This window comes from Micromonospora sp. ATA51 (assembly GCF_016802855.1).
In the GTDB taxonomy this organism is placed as follows: domain Bacteria; phylum Actinomycetota; class Actinomycetes; order Mycobacteriales; family Micromonosporaceae; genus Micromonospora; species Micromonospora sicca.
Genome location: NZ_JAEVHJ010000005.1, coordinates 17,954 through 39,916, shown reverse-complemented (window position 1 = coordinate 39,916; position 21,963 = coordinate 17,954). Strand labels below are relative to the sequence as shown.

19 protein-coding genes, 1 tRNA gene and 2 pseudogenes are annotated in these 21,963 nt (G+C 70.5%); 16 read left to right on the top strand and 6 right to left on the bottom strand.

Translation table 11 applies throughout. The features are described from left to right. The first annotated feature begins 161 nt into the window (after positions 1–161). The 12 genes from JNW87_RS02115 (at position 162) to JNW87_RS02060 (ending at position 9,272) form a co-directional block, all read left to right on the top strand. Positions 162–1,019: a replication-relaxation family protein gene (locus tag JNW87_RS02115; RefSeq protein WP_109802437.1), complete on the top strand. Its 858-nt coding sequence runs from the start codon at positions 162–164 to the stop codon at positions 1,017–1,019. Positions 1,020–1,337: 318 nt separating this feature from the next. Then, entirely contained in the window at positions 1,338–2,039 is a 702-nt protein-coding gene (locus tag JNW87_RS02110) for a hypothetical protein (RefSeq protein ID WP_109802436.1), read from the top strand. A 96-nt stretch (positions 2,040–2,135) separates the two neighbouring features. Then, positions 2,136–2,840: a hypothetical protein gene (locus JNW87_RS02105; RefSeq protein WP_238452855.1), complete on the top strand. Its 705-nt coding sequence runs from the start codon at positions 2,136–2,138 to the stop codon at positions 2,838–2,840. Positions 2,841–2,849: 9 nt separating this feature from the next. Further along, positions 2,850–3,440, top strand: coding sequence for a hypothetical protein (locus JNW87_RS02100; RefSeq protein WP_109802434.1), 591 nt, complete (start codon positions 2,850–2,852; stop codon positions 3,438–3,440). 175 nt (positions 3,441–3,615) lie between these two features. Beyond that, on the top strand, positions 3,616–4,977 hold the full coding sequence (locus tag JNW87_RS02095; RefSeq protein WP_238452854.1) for a helix-turn-helix domain-containing protein: 1,362 nt from the start codon (positions 3,616–3,618) through the stop codon (positions 4,975–4,977). Positions 4,978–5,033: 56 nt separating this feature from the next. Next, positions 5,034–5,282, top strand: coding sequence for a hypothetical protein (locus tag JNW87_RS02090; RefSeq protein ID WP_109802432.1), 249 nt, complete (start codon positions 5,034–5,036; stop codon positions 5,280–5,282). A 72-nt stretch (positions 5,283–5,354) separates the two neighbouring features. Further along, complete coding sequence (locus JNW87_RS02085; protein WP_109802431.1) at positions 5,355–6,338, top strand: DUF932 domain-containing protein; 984 nt, start codon at positions 5,355–5,357, stop codon at positions 6,336–6,338. 119 nt (positions 6,339–6,457) lie between these two features. Continuing rightward, positions 6,458–6,856 (top strand): hypothetical protein, encoded by a 399-nt coding sequence (locus JNW87_RS02080; RefSeq protein WP_109802430.1) that lies wholly within the window; start codon positions 6,458–6,460, stop codon positions 6,854–6,856. 211 nt (positions 6,857–7,067) lie between these two features. Further along, entirely contained in the window at positions 7,068–7,289 is a 222-nt protein-coding gene (locus JNW87_RS02075; RefSeq protein ID WP_109802429.1) for a hypothetical protein, read from the top strand. Between the two features lie 94 nt (positions 7,290–7,383). Next, on the top strand, positions 7,384–7,728 hold the full coding sequence (locus JNW87_RS02070; RefSeq protein WP_146231106.1) for a hypothetical protein: 345 nt from the start codon (positions 7,384–7,386) through the stop codon (positions 7,726–7,728). A 228-nt stretch (positions 7,729–7,956) separates the two neighbouring features. Further along, positions 7,957–8,253: a hypothetical protein gene (locus JNW87_RS02065; protein WP_109802427.1), complete on the top strand. Its 297-nt coding sequence runs from the start codon at positions 7,957–7,959 to the stop codon at positions 8,251–8,253. Continuing rightward, entirely contained in the window at positions 8,250–9,272 is a 1,023-nt protein-coding gene (locus JNW87_RS02060; RefSeq protein ID WP_109802426.1) for a C40 family peptidase, read from the top strand. Before JNW87_RS02065 ends, JNW87_RS02060 begins: the two co-directional genes overlap by 4 nt. Before the next feature lie 21 nt (positions 9,273–9,293). Here JNW87_RS02060 and JNW87_RS02055 read toward each other — a convergent pair whose 3' ends face one another. The 3 genes from JNW87_RS02055 to JNW87_RS02045 all read right to left on the bottom strand — a co-directional run bounded on the left by JNW87_RS02055 (position 9,294) and on the right by JNW87_RS02045 (position 14,691). Further along, positions 9,294–11,351: an NACHT domain-containing protein gene (locus tag JNW87_RS02055; protein ID WP_238452853.1), complete on the bottom strand. Its 2,058-nt coding sequence runs from the start codon at positions 11,349–11,351 to the stop codon at positions 9,294–9,296. A gap of 118 nt (positions 11,352–11,469) precedes the next feature. Beyond that, a complete protein-coding gene (locus JNW87_RS40370) occupies positions 11,470–11,607 on the bottom strand; it encodes a hypothetical protein (RefSeq protein WP_109802424.1) in 138 nt (45 codons plus the stop codon). A gap of 231 nt (positions 11,608–11,838) precedes the next feature. Continuing rightward, positions 11,839–14,691, bottom strand: coding sequence for a transcriptional regulator (locus JNW87_RS02045; RefSeq protein ID WP_238452852.1), 2,853 nt, complete (start codon positions 14,689–14,691; stop codon positions 11,839–11,841). 440 nt (positions 14,692–15,131) lie between these two features. Between JNW87_RS02045 and JNW87_RS02040 the strand changes: the two genes are divergently transcribed. The 4 genes and pseudogenes from JNW87_RS02040 (at position 15,132) to JNW87_RS02025 (ending at position 19,372) form a co-directional block, all read left to right on the top strand. Beyond that, positions 15,132–16,226, top strand: coding sequence for a hypothetical protein (locus tag JNW87_RS02040; protein ID WP_238452851.1), 1,095 nt, complete (start codon positions 15,132–15,134; stop codon positions 16,224–16,226). 116 nt (positions 16,227–16,342) lie between these two features. Next, positions 16,343–16,702 (top strand): hypothetical protein, encoded by a 360-nt coding sequence (locus JNW87_RS02035; RefSeq protein ID WP_238452850.1) that lies wholly within the window; start codon positions 16,343–16,345, stop codon positions 16,700–16,702. Between the two features lie 1,240 nt (positions 16,703–17,942). Continuing rightward, a complete protein-coding gene (locus tag JNW87_RS02030; RefSeq protein WP_109802420.1) occupies positions 17,943–18,152 on the top strand; it encodes an AlpA family transcriptional regulator in 210 nt (69 codons plus the stop codon). 3 nt (positions 18,153–18,155) lie between these two features. Next, positions 18,156–19,372, top strand: a pseudogene (locus JNW87_RS02025) (tyrosine-type recombinase/integrase). A 113-nt stretch (positions 19,373–19,485) separates the two neighbouring features. Here the strand turns inward: JNW87_RS02025 and JNW87_RS02020 are convergent. From JNW87_RS02020 to cmk, 3 genes and pseudogenes are all read right to left on the bottom strand, one after another. Then, a tRNA-Pro gene (locus JNW87_RS02020) sits at positions 19,486–19,559 on the bottom strand. Positions 19,560–19,742: 183 nt separating this feature from the next. Further along, a pseudogene (gene der, locus JNW87_RS02015) lies at positions 19,743–21,148 on the bottom strand (ribosome biogenesis GTPase Der). Beyond that, entirely contained in the window at positions 21,145–21,825 is a 681-nt protein-coding gene (gene cmk / locus JNW87_RS02010) for a (d)CMP kinase (protein WP_109805726.1), read from the bottom strand. Before cmk ends, der begins: the two are co-directional and overlap by 4 nt. Between the last annotated feature and the right edge of the window lie 138 nt (positions 21,826–21,963).

Sequence of the window (21,963 nt, the reverse complement as noted above, 5' to 3'; positions counted from 1 at the left end):
GGCTCGCTTGGGGGTGTCTGCGACACGAGACCTCAAGCGAGCCCCCTCGCACTGGCCTGTCAGGTGCCTGAGCTGCCCGAACCCGGCCCGCCGCCGGCCAGACAGCAAGATCAACCTATCCAGACTCCCTAACGGGTCTCTCTCTCCAGGGGTATCCACCTATGCCGCAGTCGCGCTCTGATGGCCTGCTGGCCATCTACCCGCACATCACATCCCGTGACCGTCAACTGCTCCAGCTTCTCGACGATCACCAGGTCCTCACCACCGACCAGATCCATCACCTGCTCTTCCACGCCCGGCGGACCTGCCAGATCCGCCTCACCGAGCTGCGAGCCCTGGGCCTGCTGGACCGGTTCCGGTTCGCCCGCGACGGCGGAGGCAGCCAGCCGTGGCACTGGACGCTCGGCCACAACGGGCACCGGTTCCAGGCCGCCGCCCACAAACGTCCCGAGCCCACCGCCCGCACGAGCCGTCAGACCGTGCAGCGACTGTCGGCCAACCCACACCTGACACACCTGCTCACCGCCAACGAGTTCGGCGTCCGGCTGTCCGCGTACGCCCGCCGCCACCCTGCAGCCCAGCTTCAACGGTGGTGGTCGGAGGCGACCACGACCGCCCGCTTCCTGTCGATCACCCCGGACGGGCACGGGCTGTGGAGCGTCGGCGACACCACGGTGGGCTGGTGGCTGGAGGTGGACACCGGCAGCGAGCCGCTGGGCAAGGCAGCCGCCAAGATCGACAAGTACGCGCAGCTGGTACGCAAAGACGGCCCCCGCTATCCGGTGCTGTTCTGGGTGCACAGCGAGGACCGCGAAGAGCACCTCCACGCGCACCTGCGCGGCCGGCGGCCCGAAGTCGTCGCCTGCGCCACGGCCACTCACGCCAGCGATCCGGCTGAAGCGGTGTGGCTTCCCGTGGGCGACACCCAGCGGGTGCGGCTGGTGGAGCTGCCCAGCGACCACGGCCGGGCGGTGGCCGCCAACGCCAACTTCGACGAAAACGGGGTCTTCCTACTCTGACAGACCCTGGCAGCCCAGACGTCGAACCTGTCAGCGCTGGTCAACGGCATGCAGGCGGTTCCTGACAGAGGCTGTGCTGTCAGGTCGCATGGCTACGGTGCAGCTTCTTCTCTTTCATTTTTTGCTCGCACCCCCCGCCCGTCTGTCCCTCTCGGACCTGCCCGCGCCCGCGCCGATCACCCACAGCCCACCTTCCCGGTCGGCTCGTGATCCACGCCCGCGCCTTGCACGGCAGCACTCCCGGTCCAGACGCCGCGATCCGGTGACACCACAGCATCACCAACCCCCATCACTCCTTCGCGAAGGGAGCACCCCGCCATGCCCAAGCCCACCCCGCTCACCGACCAGGTCGTCACCGTCTGCTTCGCCCCCGGCGAAGACGCCGACTGGTTCAGCGCCTGCGAAAAGGTCGACGACCTTCTCAATGTCAACGGCACCCCAGCTCGGCGCTACCACGTACGCCACCGCCGATTCATCGGTTGGCTCACCCGATTCTTCGGGTACTACCTGCTCGACGCCGTCCGCACGTTCGGCGCGCACACCATGGCCGCCGGTGGCCGTAAGGGTCGCCTCGACCTCAACGGTGGCGCCGTCAAGGCCGCCAACGACGCCCGCCTGCGCTGGCACGCCTGGAACCAGCACATCAACAACACCACCAGGCCCGCCCGCACCTGGGAAGACTTCCAAGCCCTGCACCACGCCGATCCGGCCAAGCTCAGCCTGGCCGAGGCCCGCCGCCGGTTCGAGCAGCAGCCTCGCATCCTCGCGATGCTCGCCTACGCCGGCGCCCACACCTTCGACCCCTACGAGCTGGCTGCCTACCAGGCCGGAGAGGCAACCTACGCCGGACTGCACTGGCGCATCGCGATCGTCGGCGATCTGCTGATCACCGCCGAGGGCAAGCTCCTCAAACCCGCCAGCGACAGCCTCGCCGACCGGCTCCGCTTCTTCAACAAGGCGATCAAGTACCTGCGCAGCCTCAAGTCCAGCGCACACCTGTGCGCCGTGACCATCGCCTAAACACCCCATACCCGAACACCCGAGGACCGGTCGCAGCCCCGCTGCGACCGGCCTTCGCCATGCCCACACCCAGCCCATCCGCCATAGGAGGCACCCATGTCCTTCCTGACCGACCCCGCCCTGCGGCGCATCGCCGCCGTCACCAACGACGTCCTTGCCGAGCACCTGTGGCGCTACGACACCGCCACCGAGGACGCCCTGGGCGACCTCGCCCGCATCCTGCACAGGACCGCGCTCGGGTTCAACAACACCACGGCCTTCCTCGACAAGGCGGTGCAGGAGTTGACCGCCCGCCCAGACCTCCGCCTGGCCGACTACGGCCAGGCCCTGCCCAACGTGCTCGCCGCCGTGCAGCGCCACGGCATCCTCGCCGACCTGCTCATCGACGCCTACCGCGCCTGGCGCAGACACCGCCAGATCGAGCAGCACCGCGACGAGCGCCACCTGCTGCTACAGCCGGGCGACCCGTCGCGGGGCGTGGCCGTGCTGCGCGCACACGGGCCACACACATGGCGGGTGCTCCCCGACGCCGAGGCCGCCGAGGCGTTCGGCGTGCCCTCCCGGTGCCGCATCATCGGCCAGGTCGCCTGGACCGACGACGGCTGGCTGCCGACCGCGTACACCAACCCGGAGCACCTGCAGGCCCAGCCCGCGATCACCTACCGGCTACCGGTCTGCGACGACCTCGCCCCGGCCTGCCGGTCGCTGCTGCGCTGGTGGCAACTACGGCACTCGGCCACCTGGCGCAGCCGCACCCCCGACCAGCTCACCGAGTCCGAACTGGACCAGCTCGCCGCATAGGAGGCTGCCATGCTCACCCTCGATTCGGTCGGCCGCTGGATCACCCGGCGCACCGGCCGCAGCCTCGACCAGCACGCCACCGACTCCATTCCCGCCGCCGCGCACCTGCCCCAGGCAGCGAGCCGTCTGCGGCGCGCCCGAACCGAGCTGCTGCTCACCGTCGACCGGCTACGGACTGCCCTGATCAACGAGGACGACCTGACCGGCGCGACCGCCGCCGTCACTGGGCCGCTCGCGGCCGTGGAGAAGCTGGGCCGCGAGTACCGGTACGCCCGCAACTGGGCCGACATGCTGATCGGCGACCAGGCCCGCACCGAGTACGCCGACGCCAACAACGGGCAGGCGCTACGGCGGCGCTACGTCAACCCCGGCGACAGGGTGCTCGTCGTCCTGCCGCACACCGACTCCTGCCGTCTGCGCCAGCTCGCCGGGCCGGCCACCCGTGTGCGGGTCGGCCGGACCGATGCCGAGCTCGACCTCATGGTCGGCTCTGGACAGCTGCGCCTGGCCCACGCCGACGCCGGGATCTACCGCGACCCGGCCCACGGCCTCTACGTCCTTGCGCCCGCGGCCGACGAGTCCGCCGCCTCCGGCGACTGACCCCCTGGGCGGCGTCTCGCCGCCCCAAGGCCACCGGGCCGCACCTTCAGCAACCACCGCACGGCAGCGCACAGCTCCACGCGCCTGCCGCGATGACTGCTGCCCGCGACCCGGCACCACAGCCCGCACAACACCGTGCCGGGCTTTCACCACCTAGTTCCCAAGGAGGGAACCGATGCAGTACGACCTGTCCACCATGACGCCCGCCACCCGGGCCGTCCTCGAAGCTCTGCGCGACCTCGGCGAGGGCAACGTCAACGAGCTGGCCGACAAGTCCGGCAAGGCCGTTTCCACCGTCCACAAGGCGCTGAAGACGTTCGCCGGCGCCGGTCTGATCACCGAGGTCGACACCGGCGCGGACCCGGCCGAGGGCACCCCCGCCCGGTGGACCATCGCCGAGGGCGTCCTGACCGAGGGCACCGACCTCAGCATCGACGCCGACCTCGGCGACGACGACCAGGCCGGCGGCGACGGGGACGACACCGACCTCTCCAACGGCGACGCCTCCGACACCGACGCGGCCGACGGCGGCGACGAGCAGCCCGCCGACGAGCCGGACGGTACCGACGCCGACCAGGACTCGGACGACGACGCGGACGACGACGACGCGGACGACGACGACGCGGACGACGACGACGCTGAGGACGACACCGAGGAGGACGAGGACGGCGACGAGGACGACAGCGACGACGACCCGGAGGACGAGGACGACGCCGACGAGGACGATCAGGGCAAGGGCCGGGTCACCATCGTCCAGCCGAGCCGTCCGGGTGACCGCAAGGTCATGGCCATCAAGGGCGTCCTGGCCGAGTTCGGCGAGGACGGAGCGACCCTCGACCAGATCGTGGCCGAGAGCGGGATCGGGCACCCGACCGCCTCTCGGCTGCTGACCGCGATGGAGCAGGCCGACGCCGCCCGGCGTCTGCCCGGCACCCCGGGGCGGTGGATCGCCGGACCGACCAAGGCCAGCGACGTCGACCCGAACCCGGAGCCGCCCCGCTGCCCGCTGTGCTTCCAGGTGGTCAAGGGCCTGTCCGAGTCGCCGGAGGCGGTCGCGCAGGTGATGCCCCTGGTCCGCCCGGACGCGACGCTGCACGTCGTGGCCGAGGACGGCACCGCTCACGTGGTGACGCTGCCCAAGCGGATGCCGATCCGCACGGCGGGCATCGCGACGGCCGGGGTGGTCCGCCGCACGGACGTCACGGTCAACGCCGACGGCAACCAGCCGTTCGGCAAGGGCGAGCTGGAGCGGCTGACGTTCGACACGCTCAAGGCCAACCCGGGCCGCACGATGACGCCGCAGGAGATCGCCACCGCGATCAGCGGCCAGCTCGGCGGCCGGGCGGTCAGCTCCGGGGCGGTGCGCAACAACTGCGGCAAGCTCGGTGCCGCCGGCCGCATCCTCATGGTCTCCGAGTCGCCGTGGGCCTTCCAGTACCCGGCCCCGGCCGAGGACGGCAACGCGGCCCCCGCCGACGCCCCGTCCGAGGACGGCCACGCGGTCTCGGCCGACGACGCCATGGGCGAGCAGTCCTGAGCGTGATGCCGGGGTCGGGCGATGCCCGGCCCCGGCATCACCCAGCGAAGTCACCGATGCCCGACACACCATCGCTGTCCCGGCTCGTCCGGGACTACCTGGCCCAGCAATCCGGCCAGGCACTCAAGCCCTGGCAGATCGCCGAGGGCGTCAGTGCCCGTCTCGACGGACGCCACGTCGGCGTCGGGGCGGGCACCAACATCTGCCTGTACGAGGCCGCTCAAGGCCGCCTCGTGCGGGTCGACCCGGCGCCCATGACGTTCGCGCACCTCACGCGAGCCGACAGCGACGCCGGACCGCAGTAGCCCCAACCCATCCCTTCGGGGGCCGAGCCGTCCGGCTCGCCCCCGCGGCAGTTCGAGAAGGAGAGCCCCCTTATGCCGCACGAACTTGAGACCTTCGCTGACGGAAGCACGGCCTTCGCGTCGGCCCGTGTGTCGGCCTGGCACCAGCTGGGCACCGTCACCCAGAACACGATGAGCGCCACCGAGATCATGGGCGCCGCCCTGCTCGGCAACTGGGGCGTCCGCACCATCCAGGTGTTCGGCCTGGATCCCATGAGTGGCCTTCAGATCCCGGCCGACGACAAGCGCATGACCGTACGCCGCAACCCGGTGACCGGTGCCACCCAGTATCTGGGCATCGTCGGGACGGACTACGAGGTCATCCAGAACGAGCAGTGCGCCGACATGCTCGACCAGCTCGTGGACCAGGTCGGCGGCGCCCACTTCGAGACGGCGGGCAGCCTGCGTAACGGCAAGTCCGTGTTCGTCACGATGAAGCTGCCGACCGCGATGGAAATCGCCGGCATCGACCGGATGGACCTCTATCTGATCGGCACCACCTCCCACGACGGCACCGCCGCGCTGCGCGTGGACGCCAGCCCCATCCGCGTGGTCTGCGCCAACACCCAGCGCGCGGCCTTCGCCCACGCCGTGGGGCACTACACGTTCCGGCACACCTCCAACGTCGGCCAGCAGATCGCCCAGGCCCGCGAGGCGCTGGGCCTGATGTGGCGCTACATGGGCGCGTTCGAGAAGGCCGCCGAGCGGATGCTGCAGACCGCGCTGACCACGCGCGAGTTCGAGCGGATCGTCGCTCAGGTGTGGCCGGTCAAGGACAACGCCTCCGACAAGACAAAGGCCAACGCCAAGGAGCGGCTGGGCACCCTCAAGTACCTGATCACCGAGGCCGACACGCAGAAGGCCATCGCGGGCAGCCGGTGGGCCGGATACCAGGCCATCACCGAATACCTCGACCACTACCAGCAGGCCAAGGATGCCAGGACCCGCGCCAACCGGGTCCTGACCGGCAACGTCGCCGACATCAAGATCGCCGCCTTCGACCTGCTGAAGGTCTGACCGCCCCTGCCCCTTCGCCGGGGCGGCGGTCACCCGCGACAGCCGTCCCGGCCCGTCACGAACGGACCCAGCCATCCCATGACCCACAACACCGAGCGCCGGTCAGATCGGAGGCCACGATGATCGGCCACATCCGCCATCCCCGCGACGAACGGCAAGCCGTATGCGGCGTGCCCGCCGTCGACGTCACCCGGTGGGAGACCGAGGACCCGCCCCGCCCGGACTACAGCTGCGAGGACTGCCTGACCCTGCTGCCCGACGCGGCCCGACCCGACGACTACCAGCACCCGATCGGCGACGCCACGCTCATCGACTCGCTGCGGCGCATCGTCGCCGAACGCCAGCACGCCAAGATCGACGGAGTGCTGGTCGACCTGTGGTCGGCCGGCGTCACCATCACCATCTGGGACCGGCTCAAAGACCACCACCGGCAGCGCCTGCTGACCCTGCCGTCGCACGAGCTGAACCTGCGCTGCGTCGCGATCTACACCCGGCTCACCTCCGGCGAGGGCACGTGACCGAGCCGACACACCAGTGGTTCCACTTCGGCCCGTGGGTGTTCTCCATCCACGCGGCTATCGCGCTGATCGCCGCCGCACCCCGCCCCACCCGGCGCCTCGATGTCGCCACGTGGGCGCAGGCGTACGGCCTGACCAGCCTCGACGAACCGTCGTCGCACACGATCGGCGTCATCGTCCGGCCAGCGACGGCTTCGACCGTGCCTACGCCATGTCCACCGACCTGGCCACGCCGGTCATCGTCGCCCAGCTGCCCATCCCCGGCCAGCCGCCCGGCCCGCTGCTCATCGACGGCACCCACCGGCTCTACCGGGCCTGGCGCGAGGGCGTGCCCCGGCTGCCCGCCCACGTGCTCACCGTCGCGGAGACCCGCCAGGTCCGCCGCGACGTGCGCCTCGGCCCCGACCGGACCTGGCTCAACCCGCCGCACTGACCGCGGCCGTACCTACCCACCCTCGTACGCCTCGGCAAGCCGCCCACGCCGGCGGCCCCGAGGCGTACCCATGTCACCTTCCGGGAAAACCCGCATGGCCTATATGCCGCCGTGGCAGCGGCTCTGTGACTGCCGCTGCCCGCAACACCACGGCTACCACCGCACGACCTACAACGACGAGGGCTGCGCGTGCGCGATCACCTGCGCCACCCAGCCGACCACCCTGATCACCGAGCACTGGAACTGCGCCCTGTTCCTCGACAACGGCGCAGACCTGTGGTTCGTCAACCGGCTCCCCGGCGGCCAGTGGGACTGGCCCAACGCCGACCACATCCACGAGCACCACGACTTCTACGACGCCAGCCTGATCATCGAGCGGCAACTGCGTCAGACCGTCACCATCCTGCAAAACCCCCACGAGCCGCGCCGCACGGCGTAGCCGCTGAAACCCGCACCACATCCATGGGCCTGTTGGGCCGCCCCGCGAGGGCGGCCCACGGCCTTTTCGTGTTTCACCACCCACACCAGACAGACAGCTATGGCGCCGCACCTACCGCAGCTCCTACGAACGCGCCTGCGACTGCAACTGCCCAGCCCACGGGGCCAGCCGCGCTCGATCTACAACGACCCCGGCTGCCACTGTCTGGCCAACTGCGCCAGCCAGCCCATGACCCTGCTCGCCCCGCAGATCGGCGGGGCGCTGTTCCTCAACTACCACGGCACGCTGTGGCACGTGCCCGGCCTGCAACCGGGCCACTGGGACTGGCGCTACCCCACCCCGGTCGACGTCGGCCATCCGCTGTTCGACGCAGGCGACCTGATCGCCGATTTCCTCCGCGAGACCCACGAGGGGCTACTGCCGCTGATCCACCCGCCCGCAGCCCTCGTTCCGTCTCGACCCCGCCGGCCGCGCACCCGCGCGAAGACCCCCTTTTTTGTTTTCACCGAAAGGCGTTCGCCATGACCAAAGCCATCATCGGCATCGCTACCGTCGTCATCGTCGGCTGCTTCGGCCTACCGATGCTGCTGCTGTCCTCCGTGATGGGCGGCGGCCCCGGCGGGTGCGGCATCGCCGCCGCGCCCGCCCTGCGCCCCTCCGGCCAGCCGCCCGGCATCGGCACCTGGGACACCGAACAGCTCGAAATCGCCGCGACCATCATCGACGTCGGCGTCGCCAAAGACGTGCCCCGCTGGGGCTGGGTCGTCGGCATCGCGACCGCCCTGCAGGAGTCCGGGCTGCGCAACCTGCCCTTTCTCGGCGACCGCAACGACCGCGACTCGATCGGGGTGTTCCAGCAGCGGCCCAGCCAGGGCTGGGGCACCGTCGAGCAACTGGCCAAACCGGACTACCAGGCTGGGAAATTCTTCGACAAGCTCCTGACCGTTAGCGGGTGGGAGACGATGCCGCTGACCCGGGCCGCCCAGGCGGTCCAGATCTCGGCCTTCCCCGACGCCTACGCGAAGTGGTCCGACGACGCGCTCAACCTCGTCGAGCAGCTGACCAACACCCTGGCCGACTGCGCCACCGACGCGCTCGCCGCCCTGCCGGACGGGTTCACCCTGCCGGTCAACACCCCGCCGCAGGTGATGACCGCGATCTTCTGGGCAGTCGGGCAGCTCGGCACCCCGTACCACTTCGGCGGGTCGTGCACCGATCCACATTCCGGCAACCCCGACCAGCAGTGCGACTGCTCCTCGCTGATGCAGTCGGCGTACCGGGCCGCCGGGGTCTCCATCCCACGCGTCACCACCGACCAGGTCAACGCCGGGAAGGCCATCACCGACCCGGCGATGCTGCTGCCCGGCGACCTCATCCTCATCCCCGGCAGCGAGGGCACGATGTCCAACCCGCGGCACGTCGGCATGTACCTCGGCCAGGGGCTCATCATCCAGGCCCCGAAAACAGGCGACGTAGTGAAGATCATCAAGTCGGGCAGCTGGCTCAACCAGGTCGCGGCGATCCGCCGAATCGTCGACTGGTAGTGACGTCGTGAAAGAGGGAGTTCAGCGGGCGGCGAGGCGTTGTTGCAGTTGTGCGTGGCTGAACTCGTAGACGGCGCCGCTCTGGCGTAGGACGCCGCGGTGGTGCGCGTCGGCAAGGAAACCGGCGAACCGCCAGGGAGCGTGGTGCCGCAGCGCCAACCAGCATCGGGTCACTGCGTACACCGGCCACGCCGAATCCGAGACGTCGAAATGAGCGGCCACGAACCCCATGGCCAGACCAAAGCCGAGCCCCCCGCGCATCGCGCCGGCCGGCAGGCTGGTCAGGATCGACAGGACGAGGATCAGCAGCCACCACCCCCCCGCGAGCAGCAGGCCGGTGCGGCGGTCGGCGGCGAGTACGGCGTCCGGGTCCGCCGTACGGGCGAGGTTCGCCGGTGCGCCCTCGACGGCTTCGACGCCGAAGTAGAGCAAGGCTATCGAGCCGAACAGAAGACCCACGCCCAAACCGGGGTAGGCGCCGGCGACGTGCCCGATCGGCAGCCCCCAGCCGAAGGCGGCGAGTATTCCCGCGATCAACCCGAGCCGAAGGCGGCCAAGTGACCAGCGCAATCCGTGCCGAGGCGAATAGCTTCCGAGTCCCGACCGGGCCTGGCGCTCGATGGCGTCACCGAACATCAGCCCGATGCCCAACGCCAATGCCAGCGCCGTGGCCAGAGCCACCCCGTGCAGCCCGGCGATCAGCGCAGCCACGCCCACCACGACGATCCACAGGCCGGTGGCCAGGAAGAGGAACAGCCGGCGAGGTGCAGAGCGGCGCAGTTGCCACCATGCGAGTTCAGTGGTTCCGCCGCAATCGTCCCGCAGATGCCGGGCCAGGAAAGCGAGGTAGCGCTCGGCCGGACCGGCCGCCCACCGGCGGCTACGCCGGTACGCGGCCGGGATGAACGCCCCGAACAGGTGGTCTTCGATCTGCTCGATGGTGCGGAACCGCCCGGCGTCACACAGTTGCGCCGGGTCCGGCAGCGATCCGGCATCCTCGCCAGGACGGGGGTTGTAGATGGTGCTGGCCATGCTGACCAGCAGCGGGCTGAGCAGGGCCACGCCGACCGTCGAACCGCCGTCGAGGACGGCCAGCACCGGCGCCCAGCGTTCGGCCGCCGCCGGCGAACCGCCCGCTTCACGGCGCAGGTAGCTCCGCACCGCCTCGGCGCCGGGCGCGCTCAGCACGATGCCCGCCGCGCCCCGCAGCTTCACCGGCATGCCGGCGGGCGGATCGACAACCTCCCGATAGTCGTCGGTTCGGCAGGCGACGACCAGCTGGTCGCCGGCACACAGAGCGTCGTTGATACCGACCAACGCGTGCCGGCGCTGCTCCGTGGGCATCTCGTCCAGCCCGTCCAGGATCGGCAGCAGCAGGCGCTGGGTCAGCAACGCCTCACCCAGGCCGAGTCCCCCGAGCGCGAACGGAGCCGGCGCGGCCAGTGCGGGATGGTCGATCGCCAGCCGTCGCAACAGCCAGGTGCGCAGGTCCTGTTCTGCCGGATGCCACGAGGCGAGCGGCACTAGCACCGGCACCGGCTCGCGCGCCGCCGCTCGCCTGTGGACGAGCAGATCGAGCACCAGGCGAATCAGCAGCGCCGTCTTGCCCGACCCGGGGCCGCCGAGCACGATCAGCCGCCCGCTGGGTACCCGCCGCAGCGTCGCACCGAGGTGCCCGCCCGACGCCGCGAGATCGGCGGGTGCCGCGGCCCAGCCGTCCCGGTTGGACCAATCGACCGCCGCATCGACCACATCGGACCACTGCTCGACCAGCGACGCGGTTGCGGGCTGCCAGGGCACCGGGAACACGTTCTGGTCGTTGATGCGCCGACGTTCCGCCTCATCCTGCCACTGCCGTTCGACGGCCGTCGCCAGTTGGTCGGCGGCCGCGGCGAGCGGATCGGCGGCGGACGAGAACGCCTGGCGGCCGGCTTCGCTCCGCCGGCCGAACACCTCCGTGACCACTGAGGCCACCAACAGCAGCCCGGCGAGGGTCCACAACACGGGCGGCCACCAGACGGCCTCGACCCGTACGGTCCCGGTCGCCAGGTTCGCCACCAGCGCGAAGGCTGCCGCCACCGTGACGCTGGTGACCGGCGAAGGACGCCACCGCACGTTGTCCTCCATCAGTCGTCGACGATGGGTACAAGAGCAATACCATACCCATGGCCGGCATCGGGCAGCCCGGCGCGGTATGTCACAGGCCGAGGTAGATGCGGCGTACCCGCGGGTCCTGGCGCAGTTGTGCGGACGTGCCGGTCATCGCCACCTCGCCGTTCTCGACCACCAGGCGGGTTCCGGTGGCCTCGAAGGTGAGCTTGGCGTTCTGCTCCACGAGCAGAAGGCTCAGGCCCTCGCCGTTAAGGGAGCGCGCCGATCCGCAGCATGCCGCCGGTGCAGCGACCGGACGGGCGGATGGCGCTTGCCCACAGCGGTTGCCCGCACGAGCAGGCGGCTCGCCATGGCTGGTCGCGGGGCACGCTGTGCGCGGCGATGGCCCAGCGTAGTACAGGCACGATGGCCAGCAGGGGTAGCAGGCGTGCGCGGGGCGCCGCGGCGGTGGTGGTCACTTCTCATCCAGGCTGGTGCGGAACTGGGTGGCCAGCGTGATCGTGTCTTCCTGCGGTTCGGCGTCGAGGTCGGCGAGGGCTTTGGTCAGGGCGCGCAGCAGGGTGCGGATGCCGTCGGCGTCGCCGAGGGCGTGGCGGGCGTGCATCGCCTTGGTGTAGAGGGCCTCGTTGTAGCGGTCGAGTCCGATGGCCTTGTCGAGCAGGTCGGACGCGGCCTGCGGGTTGGTGTCGAGTAGGTCGTCGGCCAGCAGTAGGTGGGCTTCGGTGCCCCATCGGCGGACCGTTTCGCGGTGGGGCTGCAGCCACTCGTAGTCCTGGCCGTGTGCGAGGGGCGCGGTGTAGAGGTCGCAGGCGGCGGTGAGCAGTTCGCGGCGGCGGGGCTCGGTGGCGATGGTGGCGTTGCGCATCAGGTCGCGGAGGGTCCACACGTCGACGTCCACGGTCGCGGGGTCGAGCCGGTACCGTCCGGCGGATCTGATGACGTAGGCGTTCTTCGTCTCGGCGGTGCCGGCGCGGCCGAGTACGTGCCGCAGGTTCGAGGCGTTGGTGTGCACGCGTTGGTCGGCCTGGCTGATGCGGGCGTCGGGTTCGAGGAATTCGCCGATCTCGCGGGTAGCAGCGCCGTCTGGATGCACGGCGAGGTACACCGCCAGTTCCAGGGCCTTGGCTCGTAGAGGCCGGCCTTCCGCGGTCATGCCTTCGATGCGCGGCGTGCCAAGTACGCGCAGCCGCGCCCGTCCCGACGCGATGTCGACGGTGGGCTTGACGGTGATCGGGGTAGGCGGATCCGTGGCGGTGGGCGTGGTCTCGGTGCGGCTGGCGTGCAGGGGCACGATCGTGACGGGCACCGTTGGTGAGGAGGCAGCGGTCGGCTCGCCGGTCTGCGCCTCCCGCAACGTGGTCAGAATCTGGATCGCCGTAGACGCTTCCAGCACGGGCAGGCGCGGCGGCACCGGTTCGGCCGGCTGCCCGGAGATGAGCGTGGTGTGTCCGTCCGGGGCGACCTCGACGGTGGCGCCGTGTGCCCATTCGCCGAGCAGGAGCGCGGACACGTGCAGACCCCCGCCCAGTGCGAGGGCGGTTTTGGCGCGCATGCGGGCACCGGCGGGCGGGGTCTCGGTGATGAGCATGACCTGCGGCTGCGCTTCCTCGTCGGGTACTGTCCGCCGCAGCTCGTCCAGGTCGGTGAGGGCGTGTTCATCGAGGATGCGGCTGCGGTGCAACAGGCGGGACTCGATCACGGTGAGCGCGTCGTCGATGTTCGTACTCACGTGCAGGCGCGGTATTGGGCCGAGGGTCACCACGTCCGGGCCGAGCAGCGTGGCCAGGGTGGCGGCGTCGATGACGACCTCGCCGCGTGCGTCGGGGTGGTGCGGGCCGCCGGAGGCCAGCACGGCGACGAGCGTGGCGCGGGCGGCAGCGGGCGCGCCGTCGCCGACGATGCCGGTTCCGCCCGGCGGCAGCGGCGCGAGGTCGGCCATCAGCGCGGGTGGCTCGGCGTCGTCGGCGGCAGGGGGCGGGAGTTCGGGATTGCGGGCCACGGCACGGCGTAGCGCGACCACCGGTGGTGGAAGTTCGGTCGGCGGGTCGTCGTCCGGTTCGCCGGAATAGCGGCGGCGGCGCTGCAGCCAAACCGATGCGGCGGCAGCGCTGATCGCGGCAGCGATTGACCACGGCAGCCAGTCGAAGGGCGCTAGCTGCACGCCATGGTCGTCCACTGCGGTGGTCGGGTTGTGTGTGTCGGTGGCGGTCGGTGAGGCCGGCGGCGGTACGGCGGGGCTAGAGGAGGCAGGCGTCGATGCGGACGCGCTAGCGGCCGCCGATGGCGTTGTGCTCGGGATGGCGGCGGGTTCCTTGGCGGTCGCGGGTGGCTGCACGGTGGGACCTGGCGGCTTTGCGGTGGCGCCCGGCGATGCGGGCGGCGGCACCGGCCGGGGCGTCGCCGCCGGAGGTGGCTTGGCTGGCCTAGCGGGTGTAGCAGCCTTCGGCGGGTGCGCGGCGGCGGGTAGTTGGAGTTCCCAGCCGGGGTAGATGAGGTCGCAGTCGCGCAGAGTGCCGCCGACGCCAGGGAAGTGGCGGTGCTTGTTCAGGTGGCAGATTTCCGGCCATCGGTCCGCGTCGCCGAGCCACTCCTTGGCAACCTTGGACAGGGTGTCGTGTCGCTCGACCGTGTAGAGGTAGCGCTGGTCGGCGACCTGGATGATGGCGGGCCCGCGGGCGGCGGCCTGCCGAGGAATGTCGGCGCGCTCGGTGGCGGCGACGGGCGTAGTCGGCTGGTCCGGGTTCGTCGCGCGGTCGAGCGAGCCGGCGGAGGTGACGGCGAGCGCGGCGGTGCCCGCCAAGCCGAAGACGAGCCGGTGCAGCGGGGCCGGGAGTCTGAGCACGGGGATGCGCCGCCGGGTCAGCGCCGCGACGATCTCGGCGAGCAGGAGCAGCGTGAACACGCCCCACAGCAGCCACATCGCCCACAGCGCCGCGCCGATGAGGACGTCGGGGGTGAATCGTCCGGTGGAGCGTTCGAACCAGTCCGGGATCTGCGACCAGGCCGGCAGGCGTCGCACGGGGTCGCCGCCGGCGAGCCACAGCAGCGTCGGCACCGCAGCCAGAAAGATGCTGGCGCCGATGACTGCGCGAGCGGTGCTGGCCAGGGAACGGGACAGGGATCGCCGGCGCGGGGGCGGGTCGTGGGGATGATGGACCGTGGCTCGTGGACCGTACTCGGCCAGTCTGTCGGCGCTGTCCGGGGACATCTGCGGCACCTGTCCCTCCCCCTGCGGCTGGTCGTCAATCTCCCCGGATACACGAGGATGAGTGTTTCCGGCTATCGCACGGAGAAGGATTCTCACCATCCGCACACAAAGGATCACGCGGAGAGGATCACGGTTGACGTTGCCTCGCCCTCACGGGTGAGACTGCCCCTCATGCCAAGCGGGGGCGCCAGGGCGTCGATCGATCTCAGTTCCTCGGCCATCGCCGCCACCGTCAGCCGGCAGGGCGCTCGGGTCCCGATCCTCATCGACGGTCGCCTCGTCGTGCCACCGGGCGTCGCCATCGGCCCCGCCGGTCAGCTCTACGCCGGCCTCGACACCACCGCCGCGAGGTCCCTCCCGGCGGACCACCGGTTCATCGACGATCCAGCCGACCTACTCGGCAAGCCCGCCCACGCGTCCGGTGCGGCACAACCCGACCCCGTGGATCTGCTCGCTGCCGTCCTGCGGCATGTCGCTCACTATGCCGCCAACCAGGTCGGCCAGCCGATCACTGAGCTCACCGTGACGGTCCCACCGAGTTGGGGACCACGCCGCCGCGGACAAGTGGGCGAGGCGGCAGGCCGAGCGGACTACCGTCCCCCGCCCTGGTCACCGCACCCGCCGCCCTCGCCGCCTACGCCACGACGCTCGGCCTCACCCTGCCCGAGGGCTCCTGCGTACTCGTCTGTCAAGCGGACCGCCATCCGGCAACCCTCACCGTCCTACAGGCCGTCGGCGATGGCTACCGCGAGTTGGCAACACAGCAGCTCGACGGCACACCCGACCTCGACCACCTCATCACCCGGCGGGTCGTTCACACGGCAACCGCCGATGATGACCCACTCCGAGCAGCGATCAACCAACCCTCGGATGTCAATGCGGAGGGTCGTCTCGCCCTGCTGGAGTCCGTCCGCACCGCCAGGAATCTGCTCGCGGCACAGGACCGCGCACCGATCCTGCTGCCCGCGCCCCGACAGCCTGCGGTCATCACCCGCGAGGACGTCACGATCGCCGCGCAGCCCCTCCTCGATCAGGTCCCTGGTGCAGTCGACGGACTTCTCGACGCGGCTGACGTCGACAAGGAGCACCTCGCCGCTGTCATCCTGAGACCAGCTCACGCCCTGCCCGCGCTGACCGACCGGCTCGCGCAAGCCACCGGCGCCACTCCCGCACTCGTCGACCACCCGCACGCCCTCGCTGACGGCGCCCTGACCCTCACCACCGGCCACCAACCCGGGCCCCGTGCCGCCGCCGCACGGCTACCCCGTGTCCGGCTGCGCGTCAGCGACCTCACCGGCACCCTCCTCATCGGCGCCTGCTCCCTGACCCTGCTCCTGCAAGCCGTCCTCACCGCCGACGTCACCACCGTCCTCACCTACGTCGTCGGAGCCCGCACCTCCCTCCCACAGCTCGGCACCGCCGGCGCGCTCGCCATGCTCACCGCCTTCGCCGTAGCGCACCTCGCCCCCACCACCTGGCTCGCCGGAACACCCGCCGCGTCAACAACCGAACCCACCACGGGCAGCCTCATCCGGCGGGGCTACCTCGCCGCCGCCGTCGGCGCGCCATCGCCGCCGCCCTCTACGGACTCGCCACCGGCACCGCCGTCGAGTTCGACTACACCCCCTACCTGAAATGGACCCTCGGCGCGGCCCTGCCGCTCGCCGCCTGCGCCGCCCTCACCGCCGCCGCCGCACCCCGCATCCCCGCCGACGCGCTGCCGACCTGGCTCGCCCTGAGCCGCCCCGCCATGACGCACGCGATCATCGCCACCGCCGGCATCTTCCTCATGCGCGCGTCGCTCACCCTCACCGTCCCCGTCGACCTGACCGGAATGCCCGGCCTCGCCGGCAGCCTCGGCGCAGCCCTCGTCGGAGTGGCCACCGCCCTGACCATCAGCCGCAGCCGCACAATCCGCACCATCACCACACCCGGTCTGGCCATCGGCTACGCCCTCGTCTTCACCTCCGACACCAACAGCGCCCTGATCATCGGCTACCTCATCGCACTCACCTGGTGGGGACTCCGACTCACCGCCCACACCCTGCGACTCGCCCTCCCAGACGTAGGAGCAGCACTGCACCGCCTCGTCGATCGCTCCGGCAGCTGAATAGCCGGACGTGGCAGGCGAGCAAGCACCCCCAGATCGCGTCCTGCTTCTATCGCCGGGCAGCTCCTGAAAATCGCGGCAAGGCGGCTGACGCTCCGGACACGGCAGCTCGATTCGAGGATTCGTCGTCGAGCCACTTGTCATATTGCCACCACCGTGCCGATTTCGAGCGTGCGAGAACGGGCGCTGATCGCTGCACTCGCCGACCCGCACTTCGACCGCGCCTCTGCGACCCATCCGCGCGCTCTCCCAGATAACTCACGCTCGGGCCGCTCCTGAAGCCCGGGGCGGTTCAGCCTCCGACGGCGAAATCCGCACCGGGTTTCCTCAAGCCCACGTGGTCGGTTTACCTCGCCCAGCGGCCACTCAATATCCACCGCTGCTAACGCGTGGCGCTCGACATTCCGGGAACGCGAATCAAGTCATCTACGTTGCGCTTTGGCCAACCCAATCTCGGCTGACGCTTCCGCATGGACGGCCAAGGTGGACGGCATTCGCCCCAGTGGACCAGATTCCCCTAGTTCGCAGCTGAGCCAGACGCCCTGCCCGCTGCCTGACACACGACAACACGGACCGACGTGCTGGCCGGACCTGCCTACCCGCCCTGGCAGGTCGCCAGCACGTCGGCTTCAAGACCCCCTAAAACAGCTCCGTCCACAGAACCACGGAGCTCTCGCACATCGCACATCCCGACCCCTCGCGTAAACCAACTTCCTTGAAAGGGAACCACTATGCCCACGATTTCAAGTTTTCCTACCTTCGTCGATCTCGATTGGACCAAGAAGATGAGCATTCCAGCCTTTTCAACACGCCCCCGTGCGCCCGAGAACCGCACGAATTCACGCGACATCTCCCAATCGCCAGGCGGACGCCCCATAGGCGTCTCCTATCCGCCGGCCTGCTCCCTGAGCGGTCAAGGCAAGGATGCCTGTTCACACGGAGGGCAGATTCCACAGAGTCCCACCGTTGCAAAGATCAGCGACAGGCTTGACGTCTCAGGGCCGCAACGGGTCGATAGACGTCCACGGCCAACACATCCCGCGACCGTGCATCGCAGCGGCAGCGCTGTCGATTCCCGGCCCCTGCCAGGCTGGAATCCCGAAAGGACACCCGATCCATGCCCGCCCTATCCCCGCCCCAATTCCGCGTCCCTATCATCGAATGCCACCGGCCGGCGGCAAGCTGCCGGCCCCGCCACACGCCGCCGGCAGCCCGGTTCGGCCAATACGTTAGGCCGGCGATGAACGGCTCAGCCGCCACCGAATGGCGGCCAGACCCCCTACTGACCATCGACGACGTCGCCGCCTGGCTGGGCAAGCCCAAGAACACCCTCTACGCCTGGCACAGCCGAGGCAAGGGACCGCGCGCCATCCGCGTCGGCAACACCCTGCGCTACCGGCGCAGCGAGGTCGAGCGCTGGCTCGACGACCACACCGATGCGGAGCGTTGATCCATGGCCCGTCCTGAACTGCCCCTCGGCACCTGGGGCAAGATCCGCACTCAGAAGCTGGGACCCAATCGGTTCCGCGCACGAGCGCGGTTCCGCGACTACGACGGTAAGACCCGCGAGATTGAGGCCACCGACACCACCGGCCCGGCCGCCGAACGGGCGCTGAAGGTCAAGCTACGTGACCGCACCACCCCCAACGACGACGAGATCACCCGGGAGACCCGCGTCAGCAAACTCGCCGACCTGTGGATCGAAGAGATCACCACCGAGGAACGGATCGCACCACAGACCATCCAGCGATACGAGACCAGCGCGCGCAACGCGATCCTGCCTGCCCTGGGCAACCTCCGGATCCGGGAAGCCAGCGTCGGCCGCCTGGATCGGTTCCTGCGTGACATCGCCAAGGACCGTCCCTCGGCAGCCAAAGGCGCGAAAGTCGTCCTGAGCCAGATGTTCGCTCTGGCCGTGCGCCACGACGCGGTCCCCACCAACCCCGTACGCGACACCGGTCGGCTACGCAAACCCGCCGCACCGTCGTCGCCCTCACCGACGAGAATCTCCAGGCCGTCCGTACGGCAATCCGCGACTGGCAGCGACCCATCCCCGGCAAGCCCGGACCACGGCACAGCGGCGATCTGGCGGACATCGTCGACCTGATGCTCGCCACCGGCGCCCGCATCGGCGAGATCCTCGCCCTGCGCTGGGAAGACCTCGACCTCGCCGCCGAACGCCCCACCCTGACGATCTGCGGCACGCTCGTCTTCGTCAAAGGCCAGGGCTTCTTCCGCCAACCCTGGACCAAGAGCGACGCCGGCTGGCGGATGGTCGTCCTGCCCCGGTTCGCCGTCGGCATGATCCTGGCCCGCAAGCTCATCGCCGCCGACAATTCCCACGACGCGATCTTCGCCTCCCGACGCGGCACCTGGCTGTCGCCGAACAACGTCCGCCGTCAGTGGCGTGAGGCTCGCGCCGACACCGACCTCGCCTGGGTCACCCCTCACACCTTCCGCAAGACCGTGGCCACCCTCATCAAGGAAGAGACCGACACGAAGAGCGCCGCAGCGCAGCTTGGGCACTCCAGCGAGGAGGTCACCGCCACGTACTACATCGCCAAGCCCGCCCAAGCCCCGGACGTCTCGGACATCCTCGAGCGACTCGGCGCCGACCGCGGTAGGCGGCAACGTCCCGCACCCGCGGCGCCTAACGACGCGCATGGATGACAAACCTGGTTGACGACCCCGTTAAATGGGGGGTTTTCGGGGGGCGGTTCAAAACCCCATAGACAAACTTAAAGCCCTGACCAGCGTTTCCGCTGGTCAGGGCTTCTTCTCTGTCGGGACGGCCGGATTCGAACCGACGACCCCTTGACCCCCAGTCAAGTGCGCTACCAAGCTGCGCCACGTCCCGATGCCCCCGCGCGGTTTCCCCCGCGACAGCCGGTTCAGCTTAGCGCAGGATCTTCCGGAAGCGCGCACGCCCCCTCCCGCGCCGCCGGCCCCACCCGCACATCCTCTAGAGCGTCCTAGGAGGTTGGTGCGGGTAGCGGAAACGCCGGGCGGCGCGGGGGCCGCCCGGCGTTCGGACGTACGGTCAGCCGTGGGCCTTGCCGCGGCCGCCCGGGCCGAGCTTCTTGCGCGGGCGTACCGAGATCTCCACCGGACTGCCCTCGAAGCCGAACTCCTCGCGGAGCTTGCGCTCGACGAAGCGCTGGTAACCGGCGTCCAGCGGCGCGGTGGTGAAGAGCACGAACCGCGGCGGCGCGACCCCTGCCTGGGTGGCGAAGAGGATCTTCGGGGCCCGGCCGCCGCGCACCGGGTGCGGGGTGGCCTGGACCAGCGCGGTGAGCCACTGGTTGAGCTGCGCGGTCGGCACCCGGGTCTCCCAGCTGGCCAGGGCCTTGCGCAGCGCCGGGGCGAGCTTGTCCACGGCCCGGCCGGTCATGGCGGACAGGTTCAGCCGGATCGCCCAGGGGATTCGGCGCAGCTCCCGCTCGATCTCCTTGTCCAGGTAGTACCGGCGGTCGGCGTCGACCAGGTCCCACTTGTTGAAGGCGATGACCAGGGCCCGGCCGGCCTCGGTGACCATGGAGAGGATCCGCTGGTCCTGCTCGCTGATCGGCTCGCTGGCGTCGAGCAACACCACCGCGACCTCGGCCGCCTCGATCGCCCCGGCGGTCCGCAGACTGGCGTAGTACTCGGTGCCGCTGGCCTTGCCGACCCGCTTGCGCAGCCCGGCGGTGTCCACCAGCTGCCAGGTCTCGCCGCCGATCTCCGCCAGGCTGTCGACCGGGTCGACGGTGGTGCCGGCGACCGAGTCGACGACCGCGCGCAGCTCACCGGAGAAGCGGTTGAGCAGGCTGGACTTGCCGACGTTGGGCCGCCGACGAGGGCCACCCGGCGGGGACCTCGCGGCCGGTTCTCGACGATCTTCGGCGCCTCGGGCAGCGCCTCAAGAATGGCGTCGAGCAGGTCACCCGAGCCCCGGCCGTGCAGCGCGGAGACCGGGAACGGTTCACCGAGGCCGAGCGACCAGAGCGCGGTCGCCTCCATCTCGATGGCCGTGTTGTCGGTCTTGTTCGCCACCAGGATGACCGGCTTGGCGCTGCGCCGCAGCATCTTCACCGCGGCCTCGTCCACATCGGTCGAACCGACCATCGCGTCGACCACGAAAAGCACCACGTCGGCGGTGGCGACGGCCGTCTCGGCCTGCGCGGCGATCGCCGCGGCCCGGTCCTTGGCGTCCGGCTCCCAACCACCGGTGTCCACCACCGTGAAGGCCCGACCATTCCACTGGGCGTCGTACGGCACCCGGTCCCGGGTCACCCCGGGGATGTCCTCGACGACCGCCTGGCGGCGGCCGATGAGGCGGTTGACCAGCGTCGACTTGCCCACGTTCGGGCGGCCGACCACGGCCACCACGGGCTGCGGGCCGGACGGCTCCTCGGTGTCGAGGTCCGGCTCGCGCAGCTCCACCCAACCAGTGCTGTCCTCGGTCATGCCACACCCCGTTCGATGAGCAGCTGGCGCAGCCGGGCGACGACCTCGTCGATGCCCAGCTCGGTGGTGTCCAGCACCACCGCGTCCGGGGCCTGCTGCAACGGGTTGATCTTGCGGGTCGAGTCGAGCTTGTCGCGGCGGGCCAGGTCGGCGGCGGTGGCCGCCACGTCGGCGGCGTCCTCGGCGCTGCGCCGCTGGGCGCGGGCCGCCTCGGAGGCGGTCAGGTAGACCTTCAGGTCGGCGTCGGGCGCCACCACCGAGCCGATGTCGCGGCCCTCGACCACGATCCGGCGGGCGTTGGCGATGATCTGCCGCTGCCGGGCGACGAGCATCTCCCGGACCGCCGGCACCGCGGCCACCGCGGAGACCGAACCGGTCACCTCCGGCCCGCGGATCTCCTTGTCGACGTTCACGCCGTCGGCGGTCACGCCGTACCCCTGCGGGTCGGTGCCGATGCGCAGGTCCACCTCGCCGGCGACCTTGGCCACCGACTCCGCGTCGGTCAGGTCGACCCCGGAGCGCAGCACCGTCCAGGTGAGCGCCCGGTACATTGCGCCGGTGTCCAGGTAGCGGGCGTCCAGGCTGACGGCGAGCCGCCGCGAGACGGTGGACTTACCCGAACCGGATGGCCCGTCCACAGCGACCACGCACCGCCCGGTCCGTTCGTTCTCCCCCACCGTGTTCCTCCTCAGCCCGTACCTCGCGGGTCGCCGGTTTTTCCGGCGCCGTTGAGCGGTTGTCCTTCGTCAATGATGCCCGCGATGCCGTCCGGGCACGCGCGCGACGCCGCCGGGCGCGACCCGCGACACGCGCGG